The following is a 13,381-nucleotide window of genomic DNA, read 5'->3' as shown; positions in this document are numbered from 1 at the left end:
GCGGTTCTCACCCACGCCCGGGTACCGTCACCCGCCCTCGACGACCGCCGGGGTGCGCAGCAGGCGCACGGCGGTCGCGAGCAGGACGACGGCGCCGCCGGAGACGAGCACCAGCCCGATGCCCGGCATCGCCTGCCCCCACGCGTCCGTCGCGGCGCTGACCTGGACCAGACGGACCAGCTGCCAGCCGGCCACCAGGGCGACGGTGCCGCCCGCGACGAGGGCGTGGATGATCGCGAACCAGCGCCGGGGGAACAGTGCTCCCGCGACGGCGATGAACCCGCCGCACAGCGTCCACAGGCCGGGACCGGCCGTGCCGCTGAGGGTGCCGACCGGGGTGATGACCCACGGCAGGAGGCTGCCCACGATCACGGCGAGACCTCCCACCAGCATGCCCACGCTTCCGGGGTGCAGGATCCGCTTGCGCCGCGTCGGGACCCGGCCACCCGCCCGGAGCAGGTTGGCGAGGGACGCGCTCGTCGTCGAGGCCATGGACCGACTGTAGGTGCCGGGCGACGCCGTGACGGCGGCGGATCGACGAACGGCGGACTTCGTCCCGCCAACGGTCCTGCCACGCCCCCGAACGGTCGTGGTGGGGCCGTTCGCCGGTCGGGGCCCCGGACCGACCGTTCGCGGGATGCTCCGCGCCGTCCGGCGTGAAGGTCTTGTGACCAGCACCGACGGTGCGATTCTCTCGTCGCGTACGGGTACGGACGTGCTGCGGACGACGACGTCCGCAGGCACCGCGACGAAGGGAGCGTCCGATGGCTGGCAGCGAACCGGAGATCTCACCCGAACCGGGGTCACCCCCGGTGAACGGGTGGCGCAAGGAGTACTGGAAGAAGAACCTGCGGCTGATGGTCGTGCTGCTGGTGATCTGGTTCCTGGTGTCGTTCGTGTGCGGCATCCTGCTCATCGAGCAGCTCAACCAGATCGTCATCGCCGGCTTCCCGCTCGGTCTGTGGTTCGCCCAGCAGGGCTCGATCTACACGTTCATCATCCTGATCCTCGTGTACACCCTGCGCATGGACAGGCTCGACGACGAGTACGGCGTCGCCGAGCGTGACGAGGAAGGACGCCGACTGTGAGCGCCATCCAGACCTGGACCCTCGTCTTCGTGGGGATCTCCTTCGCGGTCTACCTCTACATCGCCTGGCGCAGCCGGGTGAAGGAGACCAAGGGCTTCTACGTGGCCGGCCAGGGCATCCCGGCGGTCGCCAACGGGGCCGCCGTCGCCGCCGACTGGATGTCCGCGGCGTCCTTCATCTCCATGGCGGGCCTCATCGCCTTCCTCGGGTCGGACGGTTCGGTGTACCTCATGGGCTGGACCGGCGGCTACGTGCTGCTGGCCCTGCTGCTCGCCCCGTACCTGCGCAAGTGGGGCAAGTTCACCGTCCCGGAGTTCGTGGGCGACCGGTACTCCGAGTACGTGCGCCTCATCGCGGCGGTGGCCGCGATCATCGTGTCGTTCACCTACGTGGTGGGGCAGATGCGCGGCGGCGGCATCGTGTTCAGCCGCTTCCTCAACCTGTCGATCGAGGGCGGCGTGGCCGTCGCCGCGGTCGTCATCTTCCTGTACGCCGTGCTCGGCGGCATGAAGGGCATCACCTGGACCCAGGTGGCCCAGTACTCGGTGATGATCGTCGCCTACCTGATCCCGGCGTGGACGATCGCGCAGAAGATGACCGGGTTCCCCGTCCCGCAGGTGACCTTCGGCCAGATCCTCGGCGAGCTCGACGCGCTGAGCGAGAAGTTCGGGCTGGCGGCCTACACCGAGGCGTTCGCGGCCCGCCCGCAGATCGACGTGTTCCTCGTGACGATGTCGCTCATGATCGGCACCGCGGGCCTGCCGCACGTGATCATCCGCTTCTACACGACCAAGTCGGTCCGTGGTGCGCGGTTCTCCGCGTTCTGGGCGCTGGTGTTCATCGGGCTGCTCTACACGACCGCTCCCGCGGTGGGCGCGTTCACCAAGCTCAACCTGATGAACTCCGTGGACGGCGTGGCGGTCGCCTCGCTGCCGGCCTGGGTGAACAACTGGGCGGCGACGGGCCTGGTCACGGTGTCCGACACGGCGACCACGGTCACGACGCTGAGCAACGACCCCGCCTCCGGGGCGGACCTCATCGTCAACAACGACATCCTGGTGCTCGCCACCCCGGAGATCGCGGGCCTGCCCGCGCCGATCGTCGGCCTGGTGGCCGCCGGTGGTCTGGCGGCCGCGATGTCGACGGCGGCCGGGCTGCTGCTCGTCATCTCCTCCTCCGTCTCGCACGACCTGTACTTCCGGGTCGTGAAGAAGGAGGCCTCGGAGTCGCAGCGTCTGCTCGTGGGACGCATCGCGATGGGCCTGGCCGTGGTCGTGGCCATCTACGGCGGCATCAACCCGCCGGCCTACGTGGCCCAGGTGGTCGCCTTCGCCTTCGGGCTGGCGGCGTCGACGTTCTTCCCGATCCTCGTGCTGGGGATCTTCTGGAAGCGCGCCAACGCCGTCGGGGCCGCGGCCGGCATGATCACCGGTCTGGTGTTCACCGCGTCCTACATGGTCTACACCCTGGACGTGTTCGGCACGTCCGCCCACGAGTTCGTGGGGGGCGTCTCGCCGGAGGGCATCGGTGCGCTCGGTGCGCTGGTCAACACGATCGTCACGGTCGTGGTGTCCAAGCTGACCGCACCACCGTCCGAGCACGTCCAGGAGATGGTCGAGGGCATCCGCTACCCGGCGGCACGGGTGGAGGCGCCGGCGACCGAGTCCGAGTAGGTCGAGGTCGGGTGGGAGTGCTGCTCCCCGCGCGGGGAGCAGCACTCCCACCCTTTTCGTGGGTGGGCTGAGCAGTCGATGGCGGTCCTGGGTGATCGCTGCGTGGCGTGCCGTCCGCCGCGCGGTGCCTCGGGCGGAGGCGCAGCTGTCGGCAGCACCGTGCCGGTGTCCTCGACGACTGGCAGGGCGTGTCGGTGGATGGTGGATCGGGACGCTCCCGTGTGTCCAGCGACGCTCGTCGTCGCGGCGGGCTCGGTGAGAAGGCGTCGGGCCGAGACCCACCCGCCGTCAGTCAGACAGACCCACGCCCAGGTTGACGGGGGAGCCGGAGATGTTGCCGACGATGCCGCGGATGATGTCGGTGCCGTCGGTGCCGGCCAGGCTGTCGTACCAGGCGGCGGTGGTGGCGGCGTCGTACCCGTGGGTCTCCTCACCGCGGGCCCGGGCCCGCAGCACGAGGTCGGCGGCGCGCTGCGAGCGGCTCGCGGCGTAGCGGCGCAGGGAGTCGGGGACGCTGACGGTGTTGGTCGCCAGGATGATCGCCAGGGCGAACGTGTCCTCCAGGGCGAGGCACGCGCCCTGGCCGATGTCGGGCGCGGTGTTGTGGGCGGCGTCGCCGAGCAGCGCCACGCGGCCACGGGTCCACGTGTGGAACGGGTCGATGTCCCAGATCTCCACGCGGTTGAGGGACACCGCCGGGTCGATCGCCGCCAGGAGGGTCTTCACCCCGGGTGCCCAGCCGGCGAACGCCTGCTCCAGCGGGGCCTTGCCGTCGGCGCGGTCGTACGGCAGTCCCGCCGGCTGGGGGACGTCGAACCAGAAGTAGAAGCGGTCGTCGGCCACCGGCATGACGGCGGCCCGCTTGCCGTCCGCGACGTACGTGGTCCACCGGTCCGACGGTCCGATCGCCGGGTCCACCGGGATCAGCCCGTTGAAGTTCGTGTAGCCCGAGTAGGTGCGCTCGATGCGTTCGCCGCCCTCGTCGGCGGCGGTGACGTGGTCCCGTGCCCGGGATCGGGCGCCGTCGGCGGCGATGAGCAGGTCCCCGGTGTCGGTGGAGCCGTCGGCGAACGTCACGGTGACCTGCTCGCCGTCGTCCTCGATCCCGACCATCTCGTGGCCGAGGTGCAGGTGCTCGGCACCCACGGTGTCCATCAGGAGGCTCTGCAGGTCGGCCCGGGCCACGGGGTAGGGGCGCTGGCCGGTCTGCTCGGTCACGGGGGCCAGGCTGAACGCGCACAGCTCGGCGCCCGTGCGCCCGTCGAGGTAGGCCATGTCGTCCATGCGGCCACCGAGCGCGGCGACCTCGTCGCCCAGGCCCAGCCAGTTGAGCACCTTGACCCCGTTCGACCACAGGGACAGCGCGGCGCCCACGGGCTTGTTCTCGCGCATCCGGTCGTGCACGACGACGTCGTGCCCGAGCCTGCGCAGCGCGATCGCGGCGCTGGCGCCCCCGACGCCGGCGCCGACGACGATGATCCGCACGGCGCTCAGCTCCCGCGGTAGGTCGAGTAGGCGAAGGGGCTCAGCAGCAGCGGCACGTGGTGGTGGCGCTGCTCGGTCCCGGCGGTGACCTCGAAGGCGACGGTGACCTCCGGGTAGAACGTCTCCACCCCGCGTCCGGCGTGGTAGGCGCCCGTGGCGAACGTCAGGCGGTAGACGCCCGGCGCCAGCGTGTCGGGGCAGAGGGCGGCCCGCCCGTCGGCGTCCGTGACGGCGGCGGCCACGAGGGCGTCGCCCCCGTCCGTCAGCTCGACCCCGACGCCGACGGCGGGCGTGCCCGTCCCGGCGTCCAGCACGTGCGTCGTCAGGTGGCTCACGGGGTGGTCCTCTCGTCGGTCACCACGCCGTGCAGGCGCGTCAGGGCGATCTGGGCGAGCTGTGCGCAGGCCTCGGCGACCTCGGTGGCGTCGTCGTTGGCGAGCCGGCGCTCCAGCTCGGCGAGCATCTCGGGGCCGGTGCGGCCGGCGGCGCGGACGAGGAACACCCGTCCGAACCGCTGCTCGTAGGCGCGGTTGCCGGCCGCCATCCGGGCGGTCACGTCGGCGTCCGCGGCGGACATGCTCGCCTGCTCGCGCCGGGACGCCTCGGCCTCCGGGCCGGTGCCCCTCGGCCGGTCGCCGATCCGGGGATGGTGGGCGAGCGCGGCGTCCAGCTCGGGTCGCGACCACGAGGCGGCGAGGTCGGCGGCGCGGTCGGCCAGCGCCGTCGTCGTGGCGTAGGGCCGGCCCGCCACGAGGGCGTCGACCCAGCGGGGGACCGCTGCCCAGACCGCGACGACCGTACGGGCCGTCGCGGGGTCCAGGGTGTCGAACTCGTCGATGTGCACGCCGGCTCCTCTCGTCGGGCGAAGGTACGTCGCGCAGGATGCGGCCGGGTTTCGGGTCTGTGACGACGAGGTGTCGTCGGTGATCGTCCTGGTCGCGGCCTCGCCGGGCGGGTGGACGACGGTCGCGTGCGGCCTACGATGCGTCCACACCTCGTGACGGGAGACAACGTGGACGACACCTCGCTGCCCACGCAGATCGGTACCCGGCTGCGCAGCCTGCGCACCGCCTCGGGACGTTCCCTCGCCTCGGTCGCCCAGGAGCTGGGGATCTCCTCCAGCGCGCTGTCGCAGATCGAGACGGGCGTGATGAAGCCGTCGGTGCAGCGGCTCGTCGAGCTGGTGGGGGTGCTGGGGGTGCCGGTCTCGGCGATCTTCGACGACGTCGCGGTGGCGACGCCGCGGCCGGGCGCGGCCGGGGCGGACGTGGCCGAGCCGGTGCCCGGGGTGCTGGTGTCGCGGGGTGAGGAGGCCCGGCCGGCCCACCTCGGCGAGGGGGTGACGTACCGGCAGCTGTCGCCGGCGCCGCTGCGCGGTGTGACGTTGTTCGAGTCCACGTACCCGCCGGGGGCCTCGTCGAGCCCGGACGGGGAGATGCTGGTGCACGCGGGGTACGACTGCGGTCACGTGGTGGCGGGCGAGCTGACGTTCGAGTTCGCCGAGGGGTCGGTGCGCCTGGGACCGGGGGGCTCGTTGTCGTTCGCCGCGTCGCGCCCGCACCGGGTGGTCAACGCCACGGACGAGGTCGCGGTGTCGATCTGGCTCACCCTCGACGCCGCGGGGGCCCCAGGGGCCGCAGGGCCCGCCGGAAGCGATGCGGACCCGCCCCAGGAGGCGTCCGCGCTGCAGGGCGCAACGGCGGCGTTACCGGAGTGAAACCCCAGGGTGTTAAGCAATGACTTGACATGTTCGGTGGCGCCTCGGGCGCCCTGCCCCTGGGAGTCCTCATGCCGGTGACACCGCCCCCCGCCACCCGGGCGACCCCGTGACGCGCGTCGTCGTCCGCGCCGAGCGGACCTTCACCGGCGGTGCGTTCCGCCCGGCCACCGTCGTGGTCACCGACGGCGTCATCACCGACGTCCTGCCCCTCGACGCGACCCCGGACGTCGGCGCGGGCACCGAGACCGTCGACGTCCCCGCGGACGCCGTGCTGCTGCCCGGGCTGGTCGACTCGCACGTGCACGTCAACGAGCCCGGCCGCACCGAGTGGGAGGGTTTCGCCTCGGCGACGGCGGCCGCCGCGGCCGGCGGGGTCACCACGATCGTCGACATGCCGCTGAACTCCCTGCCCCCCACCACCACCGCCGAGGCATTGGAGATCAAGCGCGCCGCCGCCGCGCCGTCGGCCCGGGTCGACGTCGGTTTCTGGGGCGGGGCCGTGCCCGAGAACCGCGGGAGCCTCGCGCCGCTGCACGACGCGGGCGCGTACGGGTTCAAGTGCTTCCTGTCGCCGTCGGGGGTGCCCGAGTTCGGCCACCTGGACCGGCCCGGCCTCGACGCCGCGATGGCGGAGGTCGCGGTGCTGGGCTCGCGGCTCATCGTCCACGCCGAGGATCCGGACCTGCTGCACGGCGACGGCGCGCTCGGCCGTGGGTACGAGGCCTTCCTCGCCTCGCGCCCGGCCGCGAGCGAGGCCGCGGCGATCGGCTCCGTCGTCGCGGCGGCACGTCGCACCGGGGCGCGCGCCCACGTCCTGCACCTCAGCGACGCGGCCTCCCTGCCGGTGATCCGCGAGGCCCGCGCCGACGGCGTCGCCCTCACGGTCGAGACCTGCCCCCACTACCTGACCCTCGTGGCCGAGGAGATCCCGGACGGCGCCGCCGAGTTCAAGTGCTGCCCGCCGATCCGGGCCGCCGCGAACCGTGACCTGCTGTGGGCGGGCCTCCTGGACGGCACCGTCGACGCGATCGTCTCCGACCACTCGCCGTCGACCGTCGAGCTCAAGGGCGCCGGGGACGGCGACTTCGGGCTCGCCTGGGGCGGCATCTCCGGGCTGCAGGTGGGCCTGTCGGCGGTGTGGACCGAGGCCCGCACCCGCGGCGTCCCGCTGGAGCGGCTCGTGCCGCTGTTCACCACCGGGCCGGCGGCCGTCGCCGGGCTGGAGGGCGTCGGCGTGATCGAGCCCGGCGCCGTCGGGCACCTGACGGTCTTCGGACCGGACGACGCGTTCGTCGTCGACGCGGGCGCGCTGCTGCACCGCAACCCCGTCTCCGCCTACGACCACCGCCCCCTGGTGGGGCGCGTGCGCCGCACCCTGCTGCGCGGTGAGACGGTGTTCGACCTCGACGGCGGGGGAGTCGTCGGGCACCCCGCAGGACGCCTGCTGTCGGCGCGCGCGGCGCGGACCACGGTCGCGGCGGGCGGACGATGACCCGGGCCACGCCGACGGCGGCGCCCACGACCACCGGCACGGAGCCCATGACCGCACCCGTCCTCCAGCCCGGCCGGGGCGAGACCCCCGGCGACCACTACCTGCCGGCGACGCCGGGCACGGTGCAGTGGGGCAGGCTGCCCTGCGCGGCCGACGCCCCCGTGCTGACCATCGCCCCGGGCCGGAGCGTCACCTTCGACACCGTCAGCCACGAGGGCATCCTCGAGGACCAGGGCAAGGACCCGGTCGCGTACTTCACGGGCCACGGCGTCCCGCGCGAGGCCGTCCTGGACGACGCGATCGAGATCGCCCGGGAGCTCGCCCGGGACCCCGTCGCCGACGGCCCGCACGTCGTCACCGGGCCCGTCCGCGTCGAGGGTGCCCGGCCGGGCGACCTGCTGCGGATCACTGTGGAGCGTCTGGTGCCACGCGTGCCGTACGGCGTGATCTCCAACCGGCACGGCAAGGGGGCGCTCGCCGGCGAGCTCCCGCGCGGCGAGGGCAACGTCAGCGTGTTCTGCCCCGTCGCCGAGCGCGACGGGCGCCTCGTCGGCACCCTGCCGGTGTCCGACGGCGGCCCGCGGGTCGTGGAGTTCCCGCTCGCGCCGTTCCTGGGCACGATGGGCGTCGCCGTCGCGGGTGACGCCCGGCCCCACTCGGTGCCGCCGGGCGACCACGGCGGCAACATCGACATCAACCTGCTCGTCGAGGGTGCGGTGCTGTACCTGCCCGTGCAGGTCGACGGCGCGCTCGCCTACGTCGGCGACCCGCACTTCGCCCAGGGCGACGGCGAGGTGGCGCTGACCGCGCTCGAGGCGTCGCTGCGCGCGACGCTGCGGTTCGACGTCGTGCCCCGCGCACGGGCGCTGGCCGCCTTCGGCGAGGTGACCGGACCGCTCGTGCGGGCCGGCGGGTACCTGGTGCCCACCGGGATGGACCAGGACCTCGACGAGGCGATGCGCCGGGCCGTCCGCGCCGCCATCGCGCTGGTCCGTGCACGCTGGGGGCTCGACGAGCACCTCGCCTACGCCTACCTGAGCGCCGCCACCGACTTCGACATCTCCCAGGTGGTCGACGTCGTCTGCGGCGTCCACGCCCGCATCCGCGAGGCCGACTTCGACGCCGTGGTGCTGCCGGAGCAGGACGCATGACCGGGATCGTCGGCGCCGACGCGGTGCCCGCTGACCTGCTCGACGCCTTCCTCGCCTACGAGGCCGCCGTCGTCGCCAACGACCTCGACGCGCTCGACGCGGCCTTCGCGCCCGGCGAGGGCTCGCTGCGCGGCGACGGTGCCGGGCTGCTGGTCGGCCACGACGCGATCTCGGCGTTCCGGCACACGCGCACGCCCGTGTCGGCGCGCGTCATCGAGCGCGTCGAGCACCGCGAGCTCGGCCCGGACGTCGCCCTGCTCGTCTCGGTGTCCCGGTACGCCCAGGGCGGCACCGGCCTGCAGACGCAGGTGTGGCAGCGCCTCGAGGGGCGCTGGCTCATCACCGCGGCGCACGTGACGCCGCGCGCCACGGCGCTGGACCGCAGGGTCTGGCGGACCGTCGGGGACCCGCTCTACCAGGGCGCCTGGACCGGTCCGCTGGCGGGCCTGACGGTGGCGGTCAAGGACCTGTTCGCCCTGCAGGGCTACCGCATCGGCGCCGGCAACCCGACCTACCTCGACCACGCACGGCGGGAGACGTCCACGGCCCCGGCGGTGTCGGACCTGCTGCGCGGCGGGGCGTCGCTGCGGGGGATCGCCCGCACCGACGAGTTCGCCTACTCCGTGGCAGGCGACAACGCCCACTACGGCACCCCGCCCAACGGGGCCGTCCCCGGGGCGCTGCCCGGGGGATCCTCCAGCGGCCCGGCGTCCGCGGTCGCCACCGGCCAGGCCGAGGTCGGTCTCGCCACCGACACCGCCGGGTCCGTGCGCGTCCCGGCGTCGTACCAGGGGCTGTGGGGCCTGCGCACCACGCACGGGCTGGTGCCCCGGCAGGGCATGCTGCCGCTGGCGCAGTCGTTCGACACCGTCGGTTGGCTCACGCGCGACGGCGAGACCCTGCAGCGCGTCGCCGACTGGTGCCTGAGCTACGACGGCTCGCAGTCCACCGAACGGGTCTACGGCGAGTCGGGCGACGACCTCCCCTGGCACCTCGTGGTCCCCGCGGAGGTGCTCGACGTCGTCGAGCCCGCCACCCGGTCCGCCTTCGAGGCGCTGCTGGCCGCGCTCGCCGACCACCCGGACGCACCGCAGGTCACCACCGCCTCGGTCGGCCCGCTGCAGGACTACCTCGACCCGTTCCGCACGGTGCAGGGCGTCGAGGCGTGGCGCAACCACGGGCAGTGGCTGCGCGAGCACCCCGGCGCGGTCGACGGCGCGGTGGCCGCACGGTTCCGTGCCGCCGCCACCCTCACCGCCGACGACGAGGCGGCGGCGCGCCGTGCGCTCGCCCCGCTGGCCGCCCGGCTGCACGGTCTCGTCGCGGACGGGACGCTGCTCCTGCCGACCGTGCCGGGGCCCGCGCCGATGCGCACCCGCGACGCCACCGCCCTGGACGCGGTGCGCGCCGCCACCCTGCGCATGACCACCCCGGCCGCCGTCGCCGGCCTGCCCGCCCTGTCCGTGCCGCTGCTGACCGTGCCGTCCCGTCTCGGTCCAGCCCCCGTCGGGGTGAGCCTGGTGGCGCGCAGCGGCACCGACATCGCCCTCGTCCGACTCGGCCGGCGCCTCGCCCGCCTCGCCGCCGACGTCACGCCAGCCCCCGGAGGTACCCCCGCATGACCCACGCACCGCTGCCCGGCCCGATCGACCCGCCCGCCCGCCTCCTCATGGGACCCGGCCCCATCTCGGCGTACCCGAGCGTGCTGCGCGCGATGTCGGCGCCGCTGGTCGGTCAGTACGACCCGTTCATGACGGCGACGATGAACGAGACCCAGGAGCTGTACCGCGGCGTGTGGGCCACCGACAACGACGCCACGGTGCTCGTCGACGGCACCTCCCGGGCGGGCATCGAGGCGGCGCTGGTGTCCCTCGTGCGCCCGGGCGAGCGCGTGCTGGTGCCGGTGTTCGGGCGGTTCGGCCACCTGCTGGCCGAGATCGCCGAGCGTGCCATGGCCGAGGTGCACACCATCGAGGCCGAGTGGGGCCAGGTGTTCACCGTCGCCGCGATCGAGGAGGCGATCGTGCGGGTGAGGCCGCACGTGCTGGCGATCGTCCAGGGCGACACCTCCACGACGATGAACCAGCCGCTCGACGAGCTCGGGGCGATCTGCGCCCGGCACGGCGTGCTGTTCTACACCGACGCCACCGCCTCGCTCGGCGGGAACGACTTCGAGGCCGACGCCTGGGGGCTCGACGTCGCCACCGCCGGTCTGCAGAAGTGTCTCGGCGGGCCGTCCGGCTCGTCGCCGATCACGCTGTCGCCCCGCGCCGTCGACGTCGTGGCCTCCCGCAAGAAGATCGAGGCCGGCATCCGCGAGGACGGCGACCCCGAGGCGGCGGACTTCGTGCGCTCCAACTACCTCGACCTCGGCCAGATCCTCGACTACTGGGGGCCGCGGCGCCTCAACCACCACACCGAGGCGACGTCCATGCTCTACGGTGCGCGCGAGTGCGCCCGCCTGCTGCTCGCCGAGGGGCGTGCCGCCGTCGTCGAGCGGCACCGTCTCGCCGGCGCCGCCATGCTCGCCGGGGTGCAGGCCGCGGGACTGACGGTATTTGGGGACGTCGCCCACAAGATGAACAACGTCGTCGCCGTCGAGATCCCCGACGGCGTGCCCGGGGACGCCGCCCGCGGCGCCCTGCTGGACGACTTCGGCGTCGAGATCGGCACGTCGTTCGGACCGTTGCACGGTCGCGTCTGGCGGATCGGCACGATGGGCTACAACGCCCGTCAGGACGCCGTCCTGACCACGCTCGCCGCGCTGGACGTGGTGCTGCACCGGTTCGGGGCGACGGTCCGGCCCGGCGAGGGCGTCGCCGCGGCCGCCGACGTGTACCGGTCCGCCTGATGGCGGGCCCGCTCCTCGTCGCCGAGGGCGACCGCGTCGCCGTCGCCGCCCGCCGTGTCATGGCGCGCTGCGACGAGCTCGCCCGCGTCTCGGCGACGTCGGACGCCATCGAACGGGTGTATCTCTCGGCCGAGCACGCCCGCGTCAACCGGCTCGCCGCCGAGTGGATGCGAGAGCTCGGCATGACGGCGCGCCAGGACGCCGCGGGCAACCTCGTCGGCCGCCTGGACACGGCCGGCGCCCCGGACCCGGACGCCCCCGCGCTCGTCCTGGGCTCCCACCTGGACACCGTCCCCGACGCCGGACGCTACGACGGCATCGTCGGGGTCCTCATGGCGCTGGAGGTCGTGCGTCTGCTGCGCGTGCCGCGCGCCGACGGCGACGGCGACGGGCGAGGGTTCGTCTCCCCGCTGCCGTTCGCGTTGGAGGTGATCGCCTTCTCCGACGAGGAGGGCACCCGGTTCGGCAAGGCGCTCCTCGGTTCGTCGGCGGTGGCAGGGCTCTGGCGGGACGACTGGTGGACCCTCACCGACGCCGACGGCATGACGTTGCGCGAGGCGTTCGTCGAGTTCGGGCTGGACCCCGCACGCGTCGGGGAGGCCGCGCGCCGCCCCGCGGAGCTCGTCGGGTACCTCGAGGCGCACATCGAGCAGGGCCCGGAGCTCGACGACCGCGGCGAACCCCTCGCGGTGGTGTCCTCCATCGCGAGCGCACGGCGCTTCCAGCTCGTCGTCACCGGCGAGGCCCGGCACGCCGGCGGCACCCCTTACGACCGGCGTCGCGACGCGCTGCTCGGTGCCAGCGAGGCGGCGCTCGCCGTCGAACGGATCTGCCGCGCCGAGCACCACGTCATCGGGACGGTGGGCCGGCTCGAGGCCTATCCCGGGGCGGTGAACGTCGTGCCCGGGGAGGCGCACCTGAGCCTGGACCTGCGCGGCGAGCTCGACGAGCGCCGCGACGCCGTCTGGGGCTCGATCGAGGCCGAGCTCGACGCGATCATGGGCCGGCGCGGCCTGCGCTGGCAGGCCCGCGAGGTCCACAGCGCACCGGCCGTGTTCTGCGCGCCGCTGCTGCAGGACGTCGTCCGCGAGGGCATCGTCTCGACGCTGCCGCGCGGCGGGGACGCGCCGACGACGCTGTTCAGCCCGGCGGGGCACGACGGCATGTCGATCGGTGCCGTGACGGGCGTGGGGATGCTGTTCCTGCGCAACCCGGACGGCATCAGCCACCACCCGGGGGAGTCGGTGTCCACCGCGGACGTGGCGCTCGGGGTGCGGGCGCTCGCCGAGTCGGTGCTGCAGCTCGCCTCCGACCGGGGCTGAGCCTCAGGCGGACGCGCCGGACTCCCGGAGCCACCACCGTGGTCCGGCCGCGAGGATCGTCCGGGCCATGCCGGGGATCTCGGACCGGTCGGCGTCGCGGTGCAGCCAGACGGTGATCGCCGCGACGGTGCCGGCGGCGCAGTACGCGACCACCACGGCGCGCGTCGCGTCGTCGTCGGGCAGCCCTGCCGGGACGTGGGGCAGCGCGTCGGGGACCGCGCGGAGGAAGGCGTCGAGGCGTTCGGCCACGACGTCGTGCAGGACGTCGCGGATCGCGCCCTCGGTGCTCCGCAGGAGGGCGCCCTGGTAGACCGGCGCGTGGGTCGCGACGTGCTCCAGCAGCCGGGTGACCGCGTCGAGGAACTCGTCGGCGCTCCCGCCGGGTCCCAGCTCGATACGGTCGAGCTCCTCGGCGAGCACTCCGGCGAGCAGCTCCACCGGGCCCGTGCAGTGGCGGTAGAAGGTGTCGCGGGTGATGCCCGCGGCGCGCGCGACCTCGGCGACGGAGAGGCCGCCGACCGGCCGGAGCGCGGCGAGGTCGAGGATCGCGGACCTCAGGTGCGTCCGGGTGCGCTGCTGGCGGGCGTCCATGGGCACAT

The 13,381-nt window shown here is 74.1% G+C and carries 13 protein-coding genes; 8 read left to right on the top strand and 5 right to left on the bottom strand.

The features are described 5' to 3' along the window. Nucleotides 1-27 precede the first annotated feature (27 nt). The gene (locus tag ACNHYB_RS05895; protein ID WP_418277477.1) at nucleotides 28-492 is read right to left on the bottom strand and encodes a hypothetical protein; all 465 of its coding nucleotides are present in this window, start codon (nucleotides 490-492) and stop codon (nucleotides 28-30) included. Nucleotides 493-764: 272 nt separating this feature from the next. Between ACNHYB_RS05895 and ACNHYB_RS05890 the strand changes: the two genes are divergently transcribed. Together ACNHYB_RS05890 and ACNHYB_RS05885 are read left to right on the top strand one after the other, a co-directional pair. Beyond that, nucleotides 765-1,088, top strand: coding sequence for a DUF4212 domain-containing protein (locus ACNHYB_RS05890; RefSeq protein ID WP_418277476.1), 324 nt, complete (start codon nucleotides 765-767; stop codon nucleotides 1,086-1,088). Further along, complete coding sequence (locus tag ACNHYB_RS05885; RefSeq protein ID WP_418277475.1) at nucleotides 1,085-2,761, top strand: sodium:solute symporter family protein; 1,677 nt, start codon at nucleotides 1,085-1,087, stop codon at nucleotides 2,759-2,761. Before ACNHYB_RS05890 ends, ACNHYB_RS05885 begins: the two co-directional genes overlap by 4 nt. Nucleotides 2,762-3,049: 288 nt before the next feature. Here ACNHYB_RS05885 and hpxO read toward each other — a convergent pair whose 3' ends face one another. The 3 genes from hpxO to uraD are packed head-to-tail and all read right to left on the bottom strand — an operon-like array spanning nucleotide 3,050 to nucleotide 5,090. After that, nucleotides 3,050-4,246: an FAD-dependent urate hydroxylase HpxO gene (hpxO, locus tag ACNHYB_RS05880; RefSeq protein WP_418277474.1), complete on the bottom strand. Its 1,197-nt coding sequence runs from the start codon at nucleotides 4,244-4,246 to the stop codon at nucleotides 3,050-3,052. 5 nt (nucleotides 4,247-4,251) lie between these two features. Further along, a complete protein-coding gene (uraH, locus tag ACNHYB_RS05875; RefSeq protein WP_418277473.1) occupies nucleotides 4,252-4,581 on the bottom strand; it encodes a hydroxyisourate hydrolase in 330 nt (109 codons plus the stop codon). After that, nucleotides 4,578-5,090 carry a 2-oxo-4-hydroxy-4-carboxy-5-ureidoimidazoline decarboxylase gene (uraD, locus tag ACNHYB_RS05870; protein WP_418277472.1) on the bottom strand — a complete coding sequence of 171 codons (513 nt, stop codon included), beginning with the start codon at nucleotides 5,088-5,090 and terminating at the stop codon, nucleotides 4,578-4,580. Before uraD ends, uraH begins: the two co-directional genes overlap by 4 nt. Nucleotides 5,091-5,243: 153 nt before the next feature. On the opposite strand from uraD, the gene ACNHYB_RS05865 reads away from it, so the two are divergent. The 6 genes from ACNHYB_RS05865 to ACNHYB_RS05840 all read left to right on the top strand — a co-directional run bounded on the left by ACNHYB_RS05865 (nucleotide 5,244) and on the right by ACNHYB_RS05840 (nucleotide 12,782). Beyond that, complete coding sequence (locus ACNHYB_RS05865; protein WP_418277471.1) at nucleotides 5,244-5,963, top strand: helix-turn-helix domain-containing protein; 720 nt, start codon at nucleotides 5,244-5,246, stop codon at nucleotides 5,961-5,963. A 109-nt stretch (nucleotides 5,964-6,072) separates the two neighbouring features. Then, a complete protein-coding gene (gene allB, locus ACNHYB_RS05860; protein ID WP_418277470.1) occupies nucleotides 6,073-7,458 on the top strand; it encodes an allantoinase AllB in 1,386 nt (461 codons plus the stop codon). Between the two features lie 47 nt (nucleotides 7,459-7,505). Then, entirely contained in the window at nucleotides 7,506-8,609 is a 1,104-nt protein-coding gene (locus tag ACNHYB_RS05855; protein ID WP_418277469.1) for an acetamidase/formamidase family protein, read from the top strand. Further along, nucleotides 8,606-10,231 carry an AtzH-like domain-containing protein gene (locus ACNHYB_RS05850; protein WP_418277468.1) on the top strand — a complete coding sequence of 542 codons (1,626 nt, stop codon included), beginning with the start codon at nucleotides 8,606-8,608 and terminating at the stop codon, nucleotides 10,229-10,231. Before ACNHYB_RS05855 ends, ACNHYB_RS05850 begins: the two co-directional genes overlap by 4 nt. Further along, a complete protein-coding gene (locus tag ACNHYB_RS05845; protein WP_418277467.1) occupies nucleotides 10,228-11,460 on the top strand; it encodes a pyridoxal-phosphate-dependent aminotransferase family protein in 1,233 nt (410 codons plus the stop codon). Before ACNHYB_RS05850 ends, ACNHYB_RS05845 begins: the two co-directional genes overlap by 4 nt. Then, nucleotides 11,460-12,782 carry an allantoate amidohydrolase gene (locus ACNHYB_RS05840; RefSeq protein ID WP_418277466.1) on the top strand — a complete coding sequence of 441 codons (1,323 nt, stop codon included), beginning with the start codon at nucleotides 11,460-11,462 and terminating at the stop codon, nucleotides 12,780-12,782. The genes ACNHYB_RS05845 and ACNHYB_RS05840 overlap by 1 nt, the downstream gene beginning before the upstream one ends. A gap of 3 nt (nucleotides 12,783-12,785) precedes the next feature. On the opposite strand, the gene ACNHYB_RS05835 is transcribed toward ACNHYB_RS05840, so the two are convergent. After that, nucleotides 12,786-13,373, bottom strand: coding sequence for a TetR/AcrR family transcriptional regulator (locus tag ACNHYB_RS05835; protein ID WP_418277465.1), 588 nt, complete (start codon nucleotides 13,371-13,373; stop codon nucleotides 12,786-12,788). Nucleotides 13,374-13,381 lie beyond the last annotated feature (8 nt).

The sequence above is a fragment of the Isoptericola jiangsuensis genome (assembly GCF_048320105.1).
Classification (GTDB): Bacteria; Actinomycetota; Actinomycetes; order Actinomycetales; family Cellulomonadaceae; genus Isoptericola; species Isoptericola jiangsuensis_A.
Note: the sequence above shows the minus strand (reverse complement) of the source record. Positions and strands in the feature narration are given on the sequence as shown.